This is a genomic window from Nonlabens sp. Ci31 (assembly GCF_012974865.1).
In the GTDB taxonomy this organism is placed as follows: Bacteria; Bacteroidota; Bacteroidia; order Flavobacteriales; family Flavobacteriaceae; genus Nonlabens.
The window spans coordinates 1,124,634-1,141,231 of record NZ_CP043633.1 but is presented as its reverse complement, the minus strand read 5'-3'; the positions used below and the strand labels follow the sequence as shown (position 1 = coordinate 1,141,231).

12 protein-coding genes are annotated in these 16,598 nt (G+C 37.5%); 4 read left to right on the top strand and 8 right to left on the bottom strand.

What is annotated here, in order from left to right:
- Nucleotides 1–90: 90 nt before the first annotated feature.
- A complete protein-coding gene (locus tag F0365_RS05120; RefSeq protein WP_169932712.1) occupies nucleotides 91–1,377 on the bottom strand; it encodes a phenylacetate--CoA ligase family protein in 1,287 nt (428 codons plus the stop codon).
- 3 nt (nucleotides 1,378–1,380) lie between these two features.
- On the bottom strand, nucleotides 1,381–1,632 hold the full coding sequence (locus F0365_RS05115) for a type II toxin-antitoxin system RelE/ParE family toxin (RefSeq protein ID WP_169932711.1): 252 nt from the start codon (nucleotides 1,630–1,632) through the stop codon (nucleotides 1,381–1,383).
- Between the two features lie 359 nt (nucleotides 1,633–1,991).
- Between F0365_RS05115 and purD the strand changes: the two genes are divergently transcribed.
- Nucleotides 1,992–3,260, top strand: a complete 1,269-nt coding sequence (gene purD, locus F0365_RS05110; protein ID WP_169932710.1) for a phosphoribosylamine--glycine ligase — start codon at nucleotides 1,992–1,994, stop codon at nucleotides 3,258–3,260.
- Between the two features lie 11 nt (nucleotides 3,261–3,271).
- Here purD and F0365_RS05105 read toward each other — a convergent pair whose 3' ends face one another.
- Nucleotides 3,272–3,493 (bottom strand): DUF6341 family protein, encoded by a 222-nt coding sequence (locus F0365_RS05105; protein ID WP_169932709.1) that lies wholly within the window; start codon nucleotides 3,491–3,493, stop codon nucleotides 3,272–3,274.
- 46 nt (nucleotides 3,494–3,539) lie between these two features.
- Here F0365_RS05105 and F0365_RS05100 point away from each other — a divergent pair, with 46 nt between their 5' ends.
- From F0365_RS05100 to F0365_RS05090, 3 genes are read left to right on the top strand one after another with little or no spacing between them, the layout of a single operon-like run.
- Nucleotides 3,540–4,436: a hypothetical protein gene (locus tag F0365_RS05100; RefSeq protein ID WP_169932708.1), complete on the top strand. Its 897-nt coding sequence runs from the start codon at nucleotides 3,540–3,542 to the stop codon at nucleotides 4,434–4,436.
- Between the two features lie 42 nt (nucleotides 4,437–4,478).
- A complete protein-coding gene (locus F0365_RS05095) occupies nucleotides 4,479–5,087 on the top strand; it encodes a DUF4254 domain-containing protein (protein WP_169932707.1) in 609 nt (202 codons plus the stop codon).
- Between the two features lie 3 nt (nucleotides 5,088–5,090).
- On the top strand, nucleotides 5,091–6,119 hold the full coding sequence (locus tag F0365_RS05090; protein WP_169932706.1) for a glycosyltransferase family 9 protein: 1,029 nt from the start codon (nucleotides 5,091–5,093) through the stop codon (nucleotides 6,117–6,119).
- Between the two features lie 521 nt (nucleotides 6,120–6,640).
- Here the strand turns inward: F0365_RS05090 and F0365_RS05085 are convergent.
- The 5 genes from F0365_RS05085 to F0365_RS05065 all read right to left on the bottom strand — a co-directional run bounded on the left by F0365_RS05085 (nucleotide 6,641) and on the right by F0365_RS05065 (nucleotide 16,314).
- Nucleotides 6,641–7,162 carry a GRAM domain-containing protein gene (locus tag F0365_RS05085; protein WP_169932705.1) on the bottom strand — a complete coding sequence of 174 codons (522 nt, stop codon included), beginning with the start codon at nucleotides 7,160–7,162 and terminating at the stop codon, nucleotides 6,641–6,643.
- 153 nt (nucleotides 7,163–7,315) lie between these two features.
- On the bottom strand, nucleotides 7,316–7,462 hold the full coding sequence (locus F0365_RS05080) for a hypothetical protein (RefSeq protein ID WP_169932704.1): 147 nt from the start codon (nucleotides 7,460–7,462) through the stop codon (nucleotides 7,316–7,318).
- Nucleotides 7,463–7,679: 217 nt separating this feature from the next.
- Nucleotides 7,680–13,202 carry an alpha-2-macroglobulin family protein gene (locus tag F0365_RS05075; RefSeq protein WP_169932703.1) on the bottom strand — a complete coding sequence of 1,841 codons (5,523 nt, stop codon included), beginning with the start codon at nucleotides 13,200–13,202 and terminating at the stop codon, nucleotides 7,680–7,682.
- A 247-nt stretch (nucleotides 13,203–13,449) separates the two neighbouring features.
- The gene (locus F0365_RS05070) at nucleotides 13,450–14,067 is read right to left on the bottom strand and encodes a hypothetical protein (protein WP_169932702.1); all 618 of its coding nucleotides are present in this window, start codon (nucleotides 14,065–14,067) and stop codon (nucleotides 13,450–13,452) included.
- A 102-nt stretch (nucleotides 14,068–14,169) separates the two neighbouring features.
- Nucleotides 14,170–16,314, bottom strand: a complete 2,145-nt coding sequence (locus tag F0365_RS05065; protein WP_169932701.1) for a TonB-dependent receptor domain-containing protein — start codon at nucleotides 16,312–16,314, stop codon at nucleotides 14,170–14,172.
- Nucleotides 16,315–16,598: the final 284 nt, after the last annotated feature.

The window sequence follows — 16,598 nt, the reverse complement described above, 5'->3', positions numbered from 1 at the left end:
ATTCTTTTATTTAAGATACTTATTTAGTGAAAAAGTTGCGTTTAATAAGTGCTTTTCTAATGTGCTAAAACAATACTATTCCACTTAGCACTAAACCTCACTGATAAACTGCTTCAATTTCCCTCGTTTACTGCGATCAAGAACCTTGTGTCTCGAATAAATAACAGATAGACCAGGCTCAAGATACTCATCCATAGAGTTTTGAATCTTCTTTTTCAGAGCATCCTCCATATCACTTTTACTCACATATTGAATTTCAAAAGAAGCCGGTTCTTTTTGAATGACTATAAATTCTAGAATATCTAGGTCTTCTTTGATAATGGCTTTAGTCACGTAATAAAAAGTCAATCCTGGAACTACTTTACCACTTGGTAATAAAGCGACATCACTCGTGCGTCCTTGCAGGTCTTTTAAAACTCGTGTTCCGTTATGTAGGGTTTCTAGACTACCCAGATCCCCAATTTCATAACGTATCATAGGATGTGCTTTGTTGTAAAGATCGGTGACTAGAATGCTGCCTAGTTCTCCATCAGGAACTTGCCTGTTTTCTTCATCAACTACTTCTACATAAAGATTCTGTTGGTTGATTTCAAAATCCCCTTTTGCATTTTGCATGGCAATCAATCCTACTTCGCTTGCTCCATATTCATTTATTATTGGAATTCCTAGCCATTCTTCTAAAAGCAATCGGTCGTCCGGGAAAAGCATTTCGCTGGTAACGATTCCTATTTTAAGTGATGGACAAATACTTTTGAGAACCACACTTTTACTTTGACAGTATTTTGCCAGTAAAACAATACTGCTGGTATAACCATTGATGTATTCAAAGTCATTTTTTGCGAACTGATGGACAAAGCCTTCCAAGACGTCATCATTCATATTGAAAATAGGAAAGCGTTTGCGATAACTCACAAAATCTTTAACAAGCTCTATATACCTTCCTTTTCCGCTTAGTGGAATGCCATAAAAACGTGCTTGTAATGAAGTGTTTAAATCAACTCCATGTTGCTTATAGGCTTTATGAAAAGCTGCCCACGTCATCGCATGTGCATATTTATCTTTAGCATATGTAAAAGGCTGACCGCTGGAACCGCTAGTTTTCCCTTTGAAGATATTTTTTGTGGTAAAGCCTTTACTCAATCGCTTGTGCAAGGCTTGCTGTAAGTTTTGTTTGGTTAAAACAGGTAATTCTTCCCAAGAAACTGTTTTATCAGTTACAAGGCTATTGTAAAAATGATTGTTGGTGAAGTGGTGTTTTACTATAGCTTGTTTGCGGTTTTCTATATCGCCTGAATCTGATATATCAAAAGCAGTACGCGCTTTGTCGATCTCAAAACCTTGCAGCTTTAATATGGTGTCGAAGAGTTTTACAGGCACTTATTATAGTTTTTTGAATCTTTTATTTGAATCTCGCGCTCCCTGATGAATAAAAATTATTTCTATACAATCGGTATTTTTGACTTCATAAATGACTCTATAATTACCAGCAGCTAATTCTCTAAGAGTAAAATTGTTGTTTTCAGTTGCCATTTTGCCTAGATTAGGTTCATTTCTAAGGGTCCACATCCCTTTTTGAATTTTATCAACTTTGCCATCGGCATAACAAAAAGAATCTATTGCAATAAAAATCATATATAGACTTTAAATCTTCCTTTGCTGTATAAGTCCAAACTATTGAGACCAAGACTTTATAATTTTCTGCATTTCTTCATGAGGGTGAACCTATATATTTCTGGCTTGCTCCCGAGATTTTTCTATTTTTTCAATCAAAAACAGACCTTCTAGAAAATCGTCCATTTCAAATTCTTTGGGTGAATTTTTTAAACTTTCTAATATTTTCTCTTTCGTCAACGTCATTCTTATTTTCATACAAGTTACAAAATTAAATGATTAGAATTTTACGACTATCATATAACTATTGAATAAAGTATGGTACTTCTTTGCTATTCAATTTGACAAAAACTTATTTTTGTGTTCTATAAACACAACCTATGAATGTTCTCCTTTTAGGAAGCGGTGGCCGCGAGCACGCTTTTGCACACTCGATCATTAAAAGTCCTCTTCTTACCAACTTATTTGTCGCTCCAGGAAACGCTGGAACTCAGAAAATTGCAACAAATGTAGATCTAGGAATTACCGACTTTCCTGCTATCAAAGCCTTTGTTCTTGAGAGAGGGATTTCTATGGTTATCGTAGGTCCAGAAGCGCCTCTTGTAGAAGGTATTTACGATTATTTCCAGACAGAAGAGTTACAACATATCAATGTTATAGGCCCCTCTAAACAAGCTGCGGTTCTAGAAGGTTCTAAAGAATTTGCAAAGGAATTTATGCAGCGCAACAATATTCCTACAGCAGCTTATCAGAGTTTTACAAAAGAGACCTTAAAAGAAGGAATGGCTTTTATAGACCGTCTGAAACCACCATATGTACTTAAAGCAGATGGACTTGCTGGCGGTAAAGGAGTACTTATCATCCCGCAAGCTGAGGAAGCAAAAGAATCTCTTGAGGAAATGCTGGTAAGCGGGAAATTTGGTGCTGCGTCTCATAAAGTAGTCATAGAAGAATTTCTTGATGGCATTGAGATGAGTGTTTTTGTCATGACTGATGGTGTCTCCTATAAAGTGATGCCTACTGCAAAGGATTACAAACGCATAGGTGAAGGAGACACAGGACTAAATACTGGTGGTATGGGCGCTGTCTCTCCAGTTCCTTTTGCAGACGATACGTTGATGCAAAAAATAGAAGATCTGGTGATAAAACCTACTGTTGAAGGTTTTGCAAAAGAAGGTATCGTTTATAAAGGTTTTGTATTCATCGGTTTGATGATTGTGAATGGAGCACCTGAAGTCATCGAGTATAATGTAAGAATGGGCGATCCAGAGACCGAAGTAGTCTTGCCTCGTATTTCAAGTGATTTGCTGGCTCATTTGCACGCTTTCGCGAAAGCGGAACTACACAAAGAAAAGCTCACTATAGATTCCAGAAGTGCGACCACTGTTATGTGTGTAGCAGGCGGCTATCCAGAAGCCTATGACAAAGGAATGGAAATCTCTGGGTTGAAAAATGTAGAAGACAGCATCGTTTTTCATGCAGGTACGACTCTAAAAGAAGGGAAAATAGTAACTAACGGTGGACGTGTTATGGCGGTAACTAGCTACGGAAACGATTTCAAACAGGCACTAAAAAAATCCTACCAAAATGTAGAGAAACTACATTTTGATAAGATGTACTATCGTAAGGATATAGGTTTTGACCTATAAAAAGTAATTGATTATCCTAAGAAAGAGTGACCAGTTTGAGTTTTGTCCTCATCCTTATCGTACTTTTTAAGTTGTAACATCCAGTAAACAACAGCAGCTATTAGGATAAGAATTGCGATCCATGATACGGCGTTTGCTGCAAACCAACTTTCACTCTCTAGTTCTCTTAGAGCATCAAAAGGAATTAAAATAAGTTCAAATAAGCTTACTATTGCGTCTAATAAAGTTTCCATTTCTGTAAATTGCTTGTTGCGACTGCAAAAATAGTCAAAAATCTCTATGCTTACCAGCTTTTTTAAGACGAGTAAACCCCTTCATTTCATCATCACTTTTTTGATGGTGGGGTTCCTGCTTGGATATTTTGTAGTTCATGATCCTTATTTAGGTTGGCGTTTGATATGGATTCCTTTTGTTGCTGTAGGTTCTATAGCTCTATTCCAATTGACCACTCTTAAAAATAACCTCACTCAAAACAACTCCTATTCTTTATGGATTCATAGTTGTTTGCTTGTAATAGGGGCTTTATATTCGACTAGTGTGGAAGCTTTTACTGCTTATCTGTTTTTTCTTCTCGCATTGAGAAGGTTGCTCAGTATGCGCACTGGCCGTGGACTGGTTAAAAAAATATTTGATGCCTCTTTTTGGATAGCCCTCGCTGCGATATGTTATTCGTGGAGTTCGTTACTCTTCCTAATCATATTTATAAGTATAATTCTTTATGCTTTTAATAATATGAAATACTGGACGGTTCCTTTTATTGCCGCTAGTTGTGTAGCCTTGCTCACTTTTACTTATGACCAATTTATAGGAACTGATTACTTGCTTCAAATGTTTGAAAGGTTTGATTATAATTTTGATTACTTGACCAATAAATGGTCACTATCTACTATCGTTTCTTTAATTTTAGGAGGAGCAGGCTTTCTTTTTTCCATGGCAATCTTACTCGGTTTTCCCAACATCTCATTAAGTGCACGATCTCGATTTTCTATATTAGGATTTGCCGGGGTTTGTGGATCTGTATTTTTAGTGATAGATAGTATCGCGCTATTTTTGCTGCCCGTGATAGCTATATTTATTGCTAGATTTATACAAGAAACGGAGGATAAGGTCATTAAAGAAACACTCCTATGGGTTCCATTTATCGGTATGCTGATTCTCTTTTTTCTCAGATTCTAGAGCGCTTGTAAATCTTTATATTTGCATTATAAAATTATAATTATGTTTTCGAATAAAGCCAATAAAATTTTCCAAACTGTTATCGATAAATACCATGTTGTAAATACGGTAGATCAGAGTTTTGAAAACCCTTACGACCGCAATACACATCTTATAGAGCATTTACTGTATCGCAAATGCTGGATTGATACCGTTCAATGGCATTATGAAGACATTATTAGAGACCCGCAAATTGATCCTGTTGCCGCACTGACTCTTAAAAGAAAAATCGACGCGAGCAATCAAGATCGCACCGATATGGTAGAATATATAGATGGTTACTTTCTAGACCAATACATCGATGTGAAAATTAAAGATGCTGCTACTATCAATACAGAAAGTCCTGCATGGGCAGTAGACCGCATGTCTATTCTAGCATTGAAAATATACCATATGAATGAAGAAGCAACTCGTACAGATGCTTCCTCAGAACATATCAACACTTGTCAAAAGAAACTGGACATTCTTCTAGAGCAACGCATTGATTTATCCACTGCGCTTGATCAATTGTTAGAAGATATCTCTAAAGGAAACAAGTACATGAAAGTGTATAAGCAGATGAAAATGTACAATGACGACGAACTTAATCCAGTACTCAGAGCTTTAAAATAATTCATGCCGCTACCTCAACGCATACTCATCATTAGACTAAGCGCTATGGGCGATGTGGCGATGTGCGTTCCTGTTTTACTAGCTTTAAAAAGAGATTACCCAAGTGTAGAGATCGTTGCGCTTTCGCGAAAGCGATTCCGTTCCATCCTCGAGCATATTCCAGACATCACTTTTATAGAAGCAGATGTCGATGGAATCCATAAAGGAATTTCTGGTCTTTATAAACTTTCTAGAAAAATAAAAGCACTAGAAATCCATGCTGTAGCTGATTTTCACAATGTACTGCGCAGTAAGATCTTACGTGCTTTTCTTAAAGGAATTCCCAAAGCCAAAATCGACAAAGGGCGCGCTGATAAAAAGAAACTGATCAACGACCCTGACTTCTTCCAGCCCTTAAAACACAGTACAGAACGCTATGCAGATGTGCTCAGGGATTTGGGTTTTAATATTAAATTAAAAGGAACCGAGTTTTTACCTAAACAGAGCCTTTTACCTCAAATTCAGGAGCAAATAAGCCTTAATTCTTCCAAATGGATAGGTTTTGCCCCTTTTGCTGCACACCAGAATAAAGCCATTACACTACAAAAGGCTAAAGAGATGGTCAAGGAAATAGCACAAAACGATCAAGCTAGTATCTTACTTTTAGGTGGTGGGAAAAAAGAAACAGAACAATTAAAAGACATCGCAAATTCTTATAAAAATGTGATCAACCTCGCTGGTACCACAAATTTTAAAAACGAACTAGCCGTTATCTCTAATCTAGACGCGATGATTGCTATGGACAGTGGTAACGGCCACCTCGCAGCTCTATATGGTGTTCCTGTCATTACTTTATGGGGAAACACACATCCTTATGCAGGTTTTGCACCTTATGCACAACCACAGGAAAACCAACTCACGGCAAATCGCGAGCAATTTCCATTGATTCCAACTTCTGTTTTTGGGAATAAAATGGTAACCGGCTATGAAGATGTGACTGATACTATTAAGATAAAAGCTGTTATAGAACGGTTGAAGGAAGTTTTGGAATGAAGACTATAACAGAAAGGATATACTTAGTTATATTACTTTTCTTTCCTTCATTAAGTTTTGCAAGCGGTAATGAAATTGTACCTTTTTTAGGTGTTGAATTATTTATTCTTACTGTTTTCGTTGTACTACAGCTGCAATTAAAAATTAACCTAAAGGGAAAACTATTTCTTGTTTTAATATTTATTTTAGCAACCGCATAGGTACTTCTAATTGTGTCTAACTTTGCTTATTCAAAAAATATGATTTGGATAAATACAGTGTCAATTGGATTACCGGCTTTAGCAACGTTTTTATGCTATCTAGTGGTTAGATTAAAATTCAAAGATAAATAGTAGCAAGAACATTCTAAGCAATTCCACTCTGCACCAGAATGACATTTTAATGTGTTTTCAATTCTATAATCTACCCGCCATATAGCTTTGCCCTTAAGACAAAGGCGCTGCATTGAACTTGCCGAAGTGGAAAACAAGTTGCTCAGCTTTGCTAAGAATTAAAAGTGTTTGAGGCGATGATAGATTCTTCTAAATACTGGTATTCAGCCTCTTTAATTCTTCTATAAAATGATCTCGATCTTGAATAATAAATCGATAATCCTTATCAATAGTGGTTAAAGTAATTTCATTGTTTAGGAGGTTGAATACTCGATTTTTGATCTTAAAATCTGAAATGTATTGAATATTGATACGTGTTTCTCCTGTTTGGATGTTTACTTTATGAGATTTGAAAATGACACTTTTATCAGTTAAAGCAATTTTTCCTCCTACGCCTTCTTTACCTTTATAAAGATTAGCTCCAAATTCTTTAATTAGCGTCTCATTTTCAGGAATACTTATGCTAACTTTCTTAAAAGAATACCTAGCAAATAAAACCAATACCGTAGCAAATAATGGTCCCGCAATTAATACGAAAGCTATGAAGTTGACTGCAAATAGCTTAAGTGAAACCTCATCAGTGACTCCCATAAATAGGGTCATTATTATCCACATTGGAACTCCAAATCCAACTGCCATTATCCAAAATTCCTTACTAAACATCTTTATCATAAAGCCAATATAATTAACAATTTATATTTTTCCAAAACTATACTCCCGCTCCACTTTATAAATTTCCCAATGGTACCACTCCTATACGTTTTCTCTACCTAGCTTTTGTGCGGTTTGATGATCAAGTTGCGTTATCCGTTTGGAGATAGCTTCTTATGATTTCTGGTAAGAAAAACTAATTCCTACTTCGTTTCTGGCAGCATCGTGATCTATATAGCCTTCTTGTTGAATAGCAAGTGTTTCCATGAGTTGCGCCATTCCATTACAATCCGGGTCCTTGTTTTTTTTGTGGTAGTGCATATGACTATATAACAACATCTTCGACCAGCTCAGACTGACAACTAGATGAATTTGAATATACCTGTTGACCATTGATCATGAGATTTGTCAAGATGGAAAATTGGTTGTCAAAAAAATGTGTTATTTAAACCATAATATGTAACAACCAATTTGTTGAGCGTCCAGTTATCATCTCTAAATTTAATACAAATACCTTATCGATTAAGCTAATAGTAACTTATCGCACCACCTCTATCCATTGCCCTTTATTCCTAACTATATAATCGGCATCATACATGGCTTCACATTGTATGCCTGGTAGGTAGTAGGTGCCTAAATAACTGGCATTGATAGTTGTTTTAAAGGTGATTGTTTCCTTAGGTTTTAAATCAAAATAATAATTCACACGATCGTCTCTAATGTCAGTGTACTCTATACTGTTGTTCGTTTCTTTTGCACCGTAGTCTGTAAATCGCGTATTAACTATTTCCCAACCTGATGGCAAGATTTGTGTCAGTGCCACATCTTCTATTCTAGAACCAGTCGTATTGGTAATCGTTGTGATAGCAGTGATCTCAGTTCCTTGATTTATTTTACTCACGTTTACGGCGTTTCCATCTTTATCAACATAACTAACTGTCGCACTCAGCTTACTTTGAGCAGCTTTTTCATTTCCTACTGGTAATTTACCGGTCAGGGCATTGGTAATGAAAATCGTATTGTCGCCCTTATTTTTTACAGTAACTGTGGTTGAGTTTTCGTCAATACCTAAATCGCGATTTGCGATGCTTTTAGTACTAGAAATGCTATTTGTTTTACCTTTAAAAGTATAATCCACATTCACTCCTTTGCCACCTACGTGATTTACATATTTACTGATAGCAATAAAGCTGTAAGCCAATGCCTGGGTGTTGTAATAACGATCAGAATCTAGATTTCTAGCCATTTCTTCCATGAGCTGTCTCGCAGGCTCCTCTTTTTTCATGATCGTGTAGGTTTCTAGTGCCATGGCACGATTACGTTGTGGAGAACCATAAGTTCTGTAATCATATCTACTCGGCTGGAAATCTATATTGCTCTTCTTTAATAGCTCTTCAGCTGCCTTGCTCTGACCTACTAATGCATAGGATGCAGCTAGTCTTAACTTGCTATCATTAGAAAGGTTTGCGCTTTCGCGTAAGCGGTTCATAGAAGATAAATCTGGTGCTCCTGCAACAGCTAGTGTATACAATCTATAAGCTTGAAGCAAGTCATTATGATCGTTGTATCTCCATTGTTTTGCCACTCTTTTTTGATAAGCAATCCAGTTGGATTTAAACGAGATAGGAACTGTATATCCTGCTTTTTCTGCCTCAATCATAAAATGACCCGCATAAGTGGTACCCCAATCGTTAACGCTACCGCTGCCTGGCCAATAAGAAAAACCACCGTTAGCTTTTTGATAATAGCCCAGTTTATTGATCGCCTGTTTAACGTTATAACTGATTTCCTTTTGCTGATTTCCAGTCAGATCCACTACATTAGAAAGATGTAATTGTGGAAAGGCCGCACTAGTAGTTTGCTCCACACAACCATGCGGATAACGAATCAAGTAATTCAACCTGCGGCCAGGATCCATCGCCGGCAAACTAGAAAAAGTTAGTGTAGAGGCATTGCTTCCCTTAGTTCCAAAAGGCTGGATAGGAACCGTTGCGGTTTCTCCCGGCTTTAACATCGCTTTTTCTGAAATTGTACTGTACGGATTGGGGTTCACCACGTCAATTTCTGTCTCATAAGCGGCGGTTTCTCCGTTCCCTTTTGCAGACAGTTTCAACTTAGCAATTCCAGTGGCGTTCTTCACTTTTACATCAAAATAAGCGATTTGATCGCCAGTCTCCGTAAACTTTAATTGCTGTGTATTCCCATTTAATAATTCAAAGAATGGCGAGTTTTCTAATGTCACTTTTACATCTTTTACCTTATCGTCCATCGCAAAAACGGTTACTGGTAATTTTACTGTTTCTCCAGGGGAAAGCTTTCGAGGAAGTGATGCGAGCATCATTAATGGCTTTTTTACTGGAGTCGCAATTTCGGCACTGCCGTAGGCTTCTTTGCGGTCATTTCCAGCTACCACCATCGTGCGTACCGAACCTACATATGGAGGAATATCAATTGTATGTGTTTTCTTCTCGCCTGGCTTCAATGTAAAAGGTCCTAGGTGAATGACCATAGGTTCGAATCGGTTGGCTTTTTTAGCTTTAGAAGCTGCTGCCGTTCCATCTCCACCTATGGCAAAAGCCGCATCTATTCGACCGCCATAAGCACCGATCACATCATCAAAAATATCCCAAGTCTTCACACCCAATGCCTCACGAGCAAAGAAAGTATCCCAAGCGTCTGGTGTTTTAAAGTTGGTCAGATCTAGTAATCCTTCATCCACAACCGCAAGGGTATAGGTCATGGCTTTGTTGTTTTTCTCACTCACGGTAACCTTAGCACTACTTTTAGGAGCGAGTTCTTTAGGCATCTTTATTTCTGGCTCTAAGTGAGTTGCGGCATTCTCTACCAGCAATGGAATCACGCCGTACATTCTCAAAGGAAGATCATTTGCCGTTTGGGCATGCGGTTGTAAATAAGTAATATGAACATAGACGTTAGGAACATACGGGTCATGGAGCGGTATGTTGACTTGTGTTTGCTTATCCTTCGTTTCTGCCCATTGTGCGTCTAGGACTTCCGTTCCATTTTCTACGGTAATCAATGCACGACCACCCGCTGATGATGGAAACGTAATTTTTGCGTTCTCTCCTACTTTATACGTTTTTTTATCTGCGTTAAAAATAAGCATGGAAGCCATTTCTGGGTCTACTTTACGACTTTTTCCAGCCCAACCTGGCCAGTCCACATAAATGATTTTTCCAGTAGAGTGTCCAGAAACAGGGTCATAAACACGTACTAAGTACCTTCCCCATTCTGGGTATTTCAGTTGAAATTTAAAGCTTCCTTTACCGCTAGAATTGGTATTAATCGTGTTGCTGTACACTTCCTGTCTGTATTCACTTGCTTCATATCTAGAAAGGCTTCCAGACTGGCTTTGCCACCACCATCTCCAGTTGACTTTATATACTTTTACTTCCAGATTTTTGGTCGCTTTAGGAGCACCGCTTTGATCTAAAGTAACTACATCAAAATTATGGTCGGTATCTGTCAGTAACATCCCTCTTTGCTTGTCTCCCAAAGGCACATCCATTCCTACATAAGTATCATAAGGCGAATAGGTTTTGGTAGTCACATTAGTACTAAAATCTCCTCCGTTTTCATACACTTTAGTCAGGAAACTAGCCTTTAACATTCCAGGTGCTTGAGAATCCATGTGAGGTTCAAAATTAAAACTAGCGTCTCCGTTTTGATCTAAGGTTCCATCAAATACCTCAGATTCTTGTAAATCAAAATATCGAGACGGATCATCAAAAACATAAGTGTCGTATTTCTTGAATTGAGTCGTTGTAGCGTAATATTTTGCGGTAACATTTGCTTTAAGGCTTTTTGCAATCGCGCCATGCAGCCACATCGCTTTTAGAGAACCGTTGACATTCTTCCCAGATTTGATAATCTCTTCATCAAAATCCAGCTGTACCTTTAGGCGGTTGGGTTTGATGGTTTCTATCTTGAGCGTTTTATTAAAAGTTACACCACCTACTTCTACTTTTGCGTTCCAGTTTCCTGTCGGTGCATTATCATCTGTTGTCAGATCAAATTGATAGAAATTGTTCAATCCGTTTTTCTGAACTTCAGCATGTATGATTTTACCATTTGGGTCTCTTAATTCTAGTTGGATAGGGTGACCATTAGGTAATTTATTGTCGGTATCATTGAGCATAAAGGTGAGGTAGATATGATCTCCTGGACGCCATACCCCCCGCTCTCCATAAATATATCCTTTAATTCCTTTTTGGAGTCGCTTTCCAGAGGTATCAAACTTACTTACCGATAGTGCATTACCATCATCCAGCTTTACATAACCATGCTCGTTGTTATAAGTAACCTTTGCAAAAAAGGCTGGTTTGTCTGGACGTATGTCTAACAATCCTTCCGTATTAGTACGACCACTGCTAATTTCTTGCTGTTGGAAATTGAACAACTTTACTAAAGCGCCACCTAAAGGCCTTGTGGAAATGATATCATTTACCGCGATCAAATAGCCGTTGTTCTCTCCTCTTTTTACCGTAATTCCGAGATCGCTGGAAAGAACGTTGGTACTTACTGACTTGTTTGTATAAAAAGAATGCGAACACGGATCTTCACGATCTCTCCAATTGTAATCGTAATAGTCGTACTCATCATCATAATAATAGTTCTGAGCGCTATCCCAATTGCTAGCTTCCAAAGAATCGTCATAGTCCACTTCTTCTATCTCTGGCTGATTATCGGCTGTATACTCACATTTAAAAGCACTATAAGCGAGCTTGTATTTAAACTCCACTCTGTAAATAGCGCCAGGATCTGAAGAGATGACTTCATTAAGATCTACCGAATAGGTATTCCATTTATTCACGTCATTTCCGGTTGCTTTAATATCAATCACTTTGCGAGCGACTGGTCTTCCTACATTACGCAGGTTTTCTAAAGAGCCCAGATTGTTATTTTGTAAAAACTGCAACACATTATTATTAAAAACTTTGTACACCCAAACATCCACCGCATTTAAATTCACTGCTTTAAAATTGATCTTTGAATTTTGTGAGGAAGGAAGAATGCTACCAGAACGCACCAACTTTACTTCTGGGTTGACCTGCTCAAAAGCGATAAAACTTGAAAATCCGTTTTTTAATTTATAGCCGTCAACACTTTTTATTCCTGTAAAAACTTCTACTTTTTTAGAACCCGTAACTGACTTAGAAGTAAATACTTTCAGTTCGTTTCCTTTACGCTCAAATTTCATTTTATCCACGCCTTCTATTTGAATCATCCCATCAAGGTTCTGACTTTTATCTAGCGGGTCAGAAAAATTGATCAAAATATATGCTGTGTCTCCATTAACCAACTCTATATCAGTTACTGAAAAGCTGTTTTTTCCAGGAAGTGTAATGGTATTTGCTCCTTGATCATTTACACCTATACTGCTACCGTCCCACGAAATTTCCAATTGTTCGTCTTCAATCGGTCTTTTAATACTATCTATCTTAAACTCAAAAAACTTACCTAGTGCATTTGTATTAGGAAACTTGACCTTTAGATTCTTTCCGTTTAATTTTGCTACAACCAATTTTTTTGCGTTCTCCAATTCCATAATATCACTGGCTCGTATCCTTCCATTGATATATTGATAATCACTTTCATAACTTCCTATTGGATCGGTACTTACGATAAAGTCCTGAGCAATCGTTTTAAAGTTAAAAGTGAATTCCTTTAAGTCTTTTGCTACCTCTTTTACTTTTCCCAACTGGAATTTCACCTGATATTCTGTGTCCTGCTTCAAAGGTTTTTCTGGGAAAAAAGAAATGGTCTGTGCATCTTGAACGGTTAATTTTCCTGAAGCACTAGGATCTAATTTTATCCAACTGGCATCCAGCTCTTTTCCAACTACCCAGCCTTCCACTGGTTCTATAAGTTTGATTAGAATAGGTTCTCTAGTAGAGATCACATGATCAGAAACCTGACTGACGTGTTCTCTAAATTTGAAAAGTTCATTTTGTTGTTCTTGGAGCTTTTCTTTGTCGGTTTTGTTGGTACAAGAAACCAAAACAAATAACGAAAACAGAAATAAAATAGATTTGTTCATCAAAATCGAGTAAAATTTGGTGGTTAATTGGAAATTTCCTTAAAATTATAGAAACTTATTGAAGTTTAGGGAGGTAACGTAAAGGAATTTTGATTTATTTTAGGATGTATATGTTTTAATATCGCTTTCGCGAAAGCCTAACACGTATAAGAAGTTGAAAATAGTTTTATATCAAAACCAGATTTAAAGCTTTTAAACGTCAAAAGGGGCAGAATTAATTCTGCCCCTTTTGATGCTGATTGGTGTGTTATTTCTCACATTGCTTTTTTACGTCGGTTGCTCCTTTTTCCCCCCAGCTAGGATCAAAACCTGTGGGGATTTCTTTTTCAAATAGTTCAATAGCTTTGTCGATCTCGCCGCAATAAGGGGCGATGTCTTTACCGAAGAATTTTGCACTTCCCATCAACCACCTCGCTCTGTTGCTGATGACTCTTGGGTTTTGCGGAGCTAATTGCAACGCTTTTTCATAGATCGCATTTGTAGCACCAGATAATTTCATACCGTAAGTGCGGCTGTCGTACTGAATCCAGCAAGTGTTTAACATGCCTTGTAACACCATGATTTCTGGATTGTTATCTGATAAGAATTCGGCTTCATTGATCAATTCTTGAGCTTTGTTTAAATGAAGTAACGTCTGCTCTTTCGAATTTTGTCCCCAAGAGCCGTTGATGTTGCACAAAGCTGCATAATAAGGTGGTAACCAGTTTTCTTTTTCGGCCTTTGAAATGCGTTCAAATTGTTGTGATGCTGCTTGCAAGTCGCTTGCCATGAGTTCCAGTCCTTTTTGCATGGCTTTTTCATAACCTGTTTGTGCAGGAAGACTTAGTGATATAAAGAGAACCAAAGTGGTGATTATAGTTTTCATAATATATGATTTACTTGATTTATGATACAATGATACTAGTGATCTCGCTTTCGCAAAAGCGGAACAGACCCAACTGTGGAAACCTGTATCTGAGTTGTTATTTTATAAATTATCCAGTTGATTATCGCTACCGCCTATGGTCCAAAAGAAGCCTACGAAAAAGAAACGGTCTGCCGCCTGACCTATCGTACGGCGATCGAACTGGCCCTGAACATCTGGCGTAGTGCTGTATTGATAACCAAATACATTATCTCTACCCAGTACATTAGAAACCGAGAAATAAAGAATTTTTTGTTGATCTATCAAATAAGCCCAGTTAAAATCCAGACTTTGAAAAGAAGTCGTTCTTTCGTTCAAAAATCCAGACTCATTAGTATTTGTAAATGGACGACCGCTAGAATAATTGAAGGTCGCTCCTATTTGTGATTGCAGAGCTTCTATCCAGTATTTTGTTACCAAGCTAAAGTTGTGATCGGTTGCAAAATTAGGGGTCGCCTCCACAGGGAAATTACGGAATTTACGTTCTGTATCCAGATAAGAATAACTTACCCAATAATCCAAGTTCTTGATCGAGCGCTCATCTCTCCAAAATACATCTAGTCCAGCCGCATATCCGTCTCCACCGTTACTCAAATCGCTATCAAATTGAACGCGTGTCGTGTCGTAGGTCAACAACTGGTCGTACTTCTTATAATAAGCCTCTGCTCTAAACATACGGTCGTTCTTTTTAAATAAAAAGTTGGCTATATAATGTTGTGCATTTTCTGGTTTTAAGTCTTGATCATATTGCTGTACATTGTTTTGAGCGATTTGATAAAAATTACCATAAGCCAGTGAAAACTGTGAGCTGTTATTTAAACTAACCGCAGCACTCAACCGAGGCGATACTTTAAATTCTGAACTAGCGCTGTAATAATCGCCTCGCAAACCAGCTTTGAAAGCAAGATCTTTAGAAGCAAAAACCTCAGCTTCTGTAAAGGCACCCGTAATTCCATGGTCGATACCGCTTTTAAAAGTGTCGTTTTCTAGTTGCACATCTTCCTTGTAATTGATAAGAAATTGCTCTACGCCCATATGGAGCTTAAAGTAATTGTTATAGCGTTTTTGAAGTTTGAATTTGGCATGCAACGCGTTTTCTACAGCGTCTATTTTAGTTGTTGCTAGGTTCACATTATTATTATCGTGAGCAAGACTCAAGCCTGTTTCTATATTCCAGCTTTCTGATAAAGAGCCGTTATAATTAAGGTTACCGTAGTAATTTCTATTTCTCAACCCAAAATAAAATCCTTCTTCCACATCTATATCTTCTTGGATAATAGCAAAATCACTGTAAGAATAGGCGCTGTAAGCCTTAAAAAGCCCTTGGTCAAATTCATATCTGTAAACCGCTTCTCCATTGATACTTTGAAAAGGTTTTTCAAATTGGTTATTTTGTGGAATCAACTCATTGTATGGCGCTAGGTTGATGTATTGCGCGTTTACACTTAGACTGTTTTTACCCCATATTTTTGTCTTTCCAATAGTTCCACCTAAGGTCATGATTCCTAATTCTGTTTTTTCTTCTTTAGGGAAATCGTTTGTGTTTAAGAGCAGTACACTAGAAAGTGCATCTCCGTATTCGGCACTGAAACCACCGGTAGAAAATGTAATCCCGTCAAAGAGGAATGGTGAAAACCTTCCTCTAGTTGGGATATTACCCGTTGTGGGAGCAAATGGTCTGAAAACACGACTTCCATCGATAAAGATTTGGGTTTCTTCTGCGCTTCCACCACGCACAAAAAGACGCCCGTCATCTGCGTTTGAGGATGTTCCAGGAAGGGTTTGCAATGCACCAATAAAATCTCCAACTGCACCAGCCGTAGTTACGATATCTAGTGGTTTCAAAACACTAGCTTTAGAACTATCTCCTGCACTAAAACTTCCTGCACTCAGGACTACGGTGTTTAATGCATTCAAGCTTTCGCGAAAGCGTAACTTTAATCCCACCATATCTATTATAAGAGCTTTTAACTTGTATTCTTCATACCCTATGTAACTGGCGATGAGAATTCCGTAAGAAGTTTCTTGTGTAGTAAAAGAAAATTCACCCACTATATCTGTAGTGGTACCGTCATAAGTTCCTTCCAGATAAACATTTACGCCCGTCACTGGTTCATTTTTCTCATCGAGAATCACTCCTGAAACAGTAGTTTGTGCCATCGTGATAGAAGTAATAAAAAGACAGGTAATTGTAAAAAGCGTTTTCATAAGAATTGGTTGATGATACAAACATGAGTTAGATTTCTACTTTTTAAAATTAAGAGTAACTGAGTTGTAGTATTTTAAGTATGGGTTGTTAAATAGCACTTGAAAATAGTATCAAGCACAAAGTATTAGTTGTGAATACTTTGGTTGTCTGTCATTCCGCTGCATGGCGGAATCGCTTCTAACCTATCTCGATTCTTAACTTATCAATTTTCCAACAGAGTAAATAAATTAAAAATCTGATATCATTCATCACCAATGGTTTATCATTTTTTAATCTTTTCAAA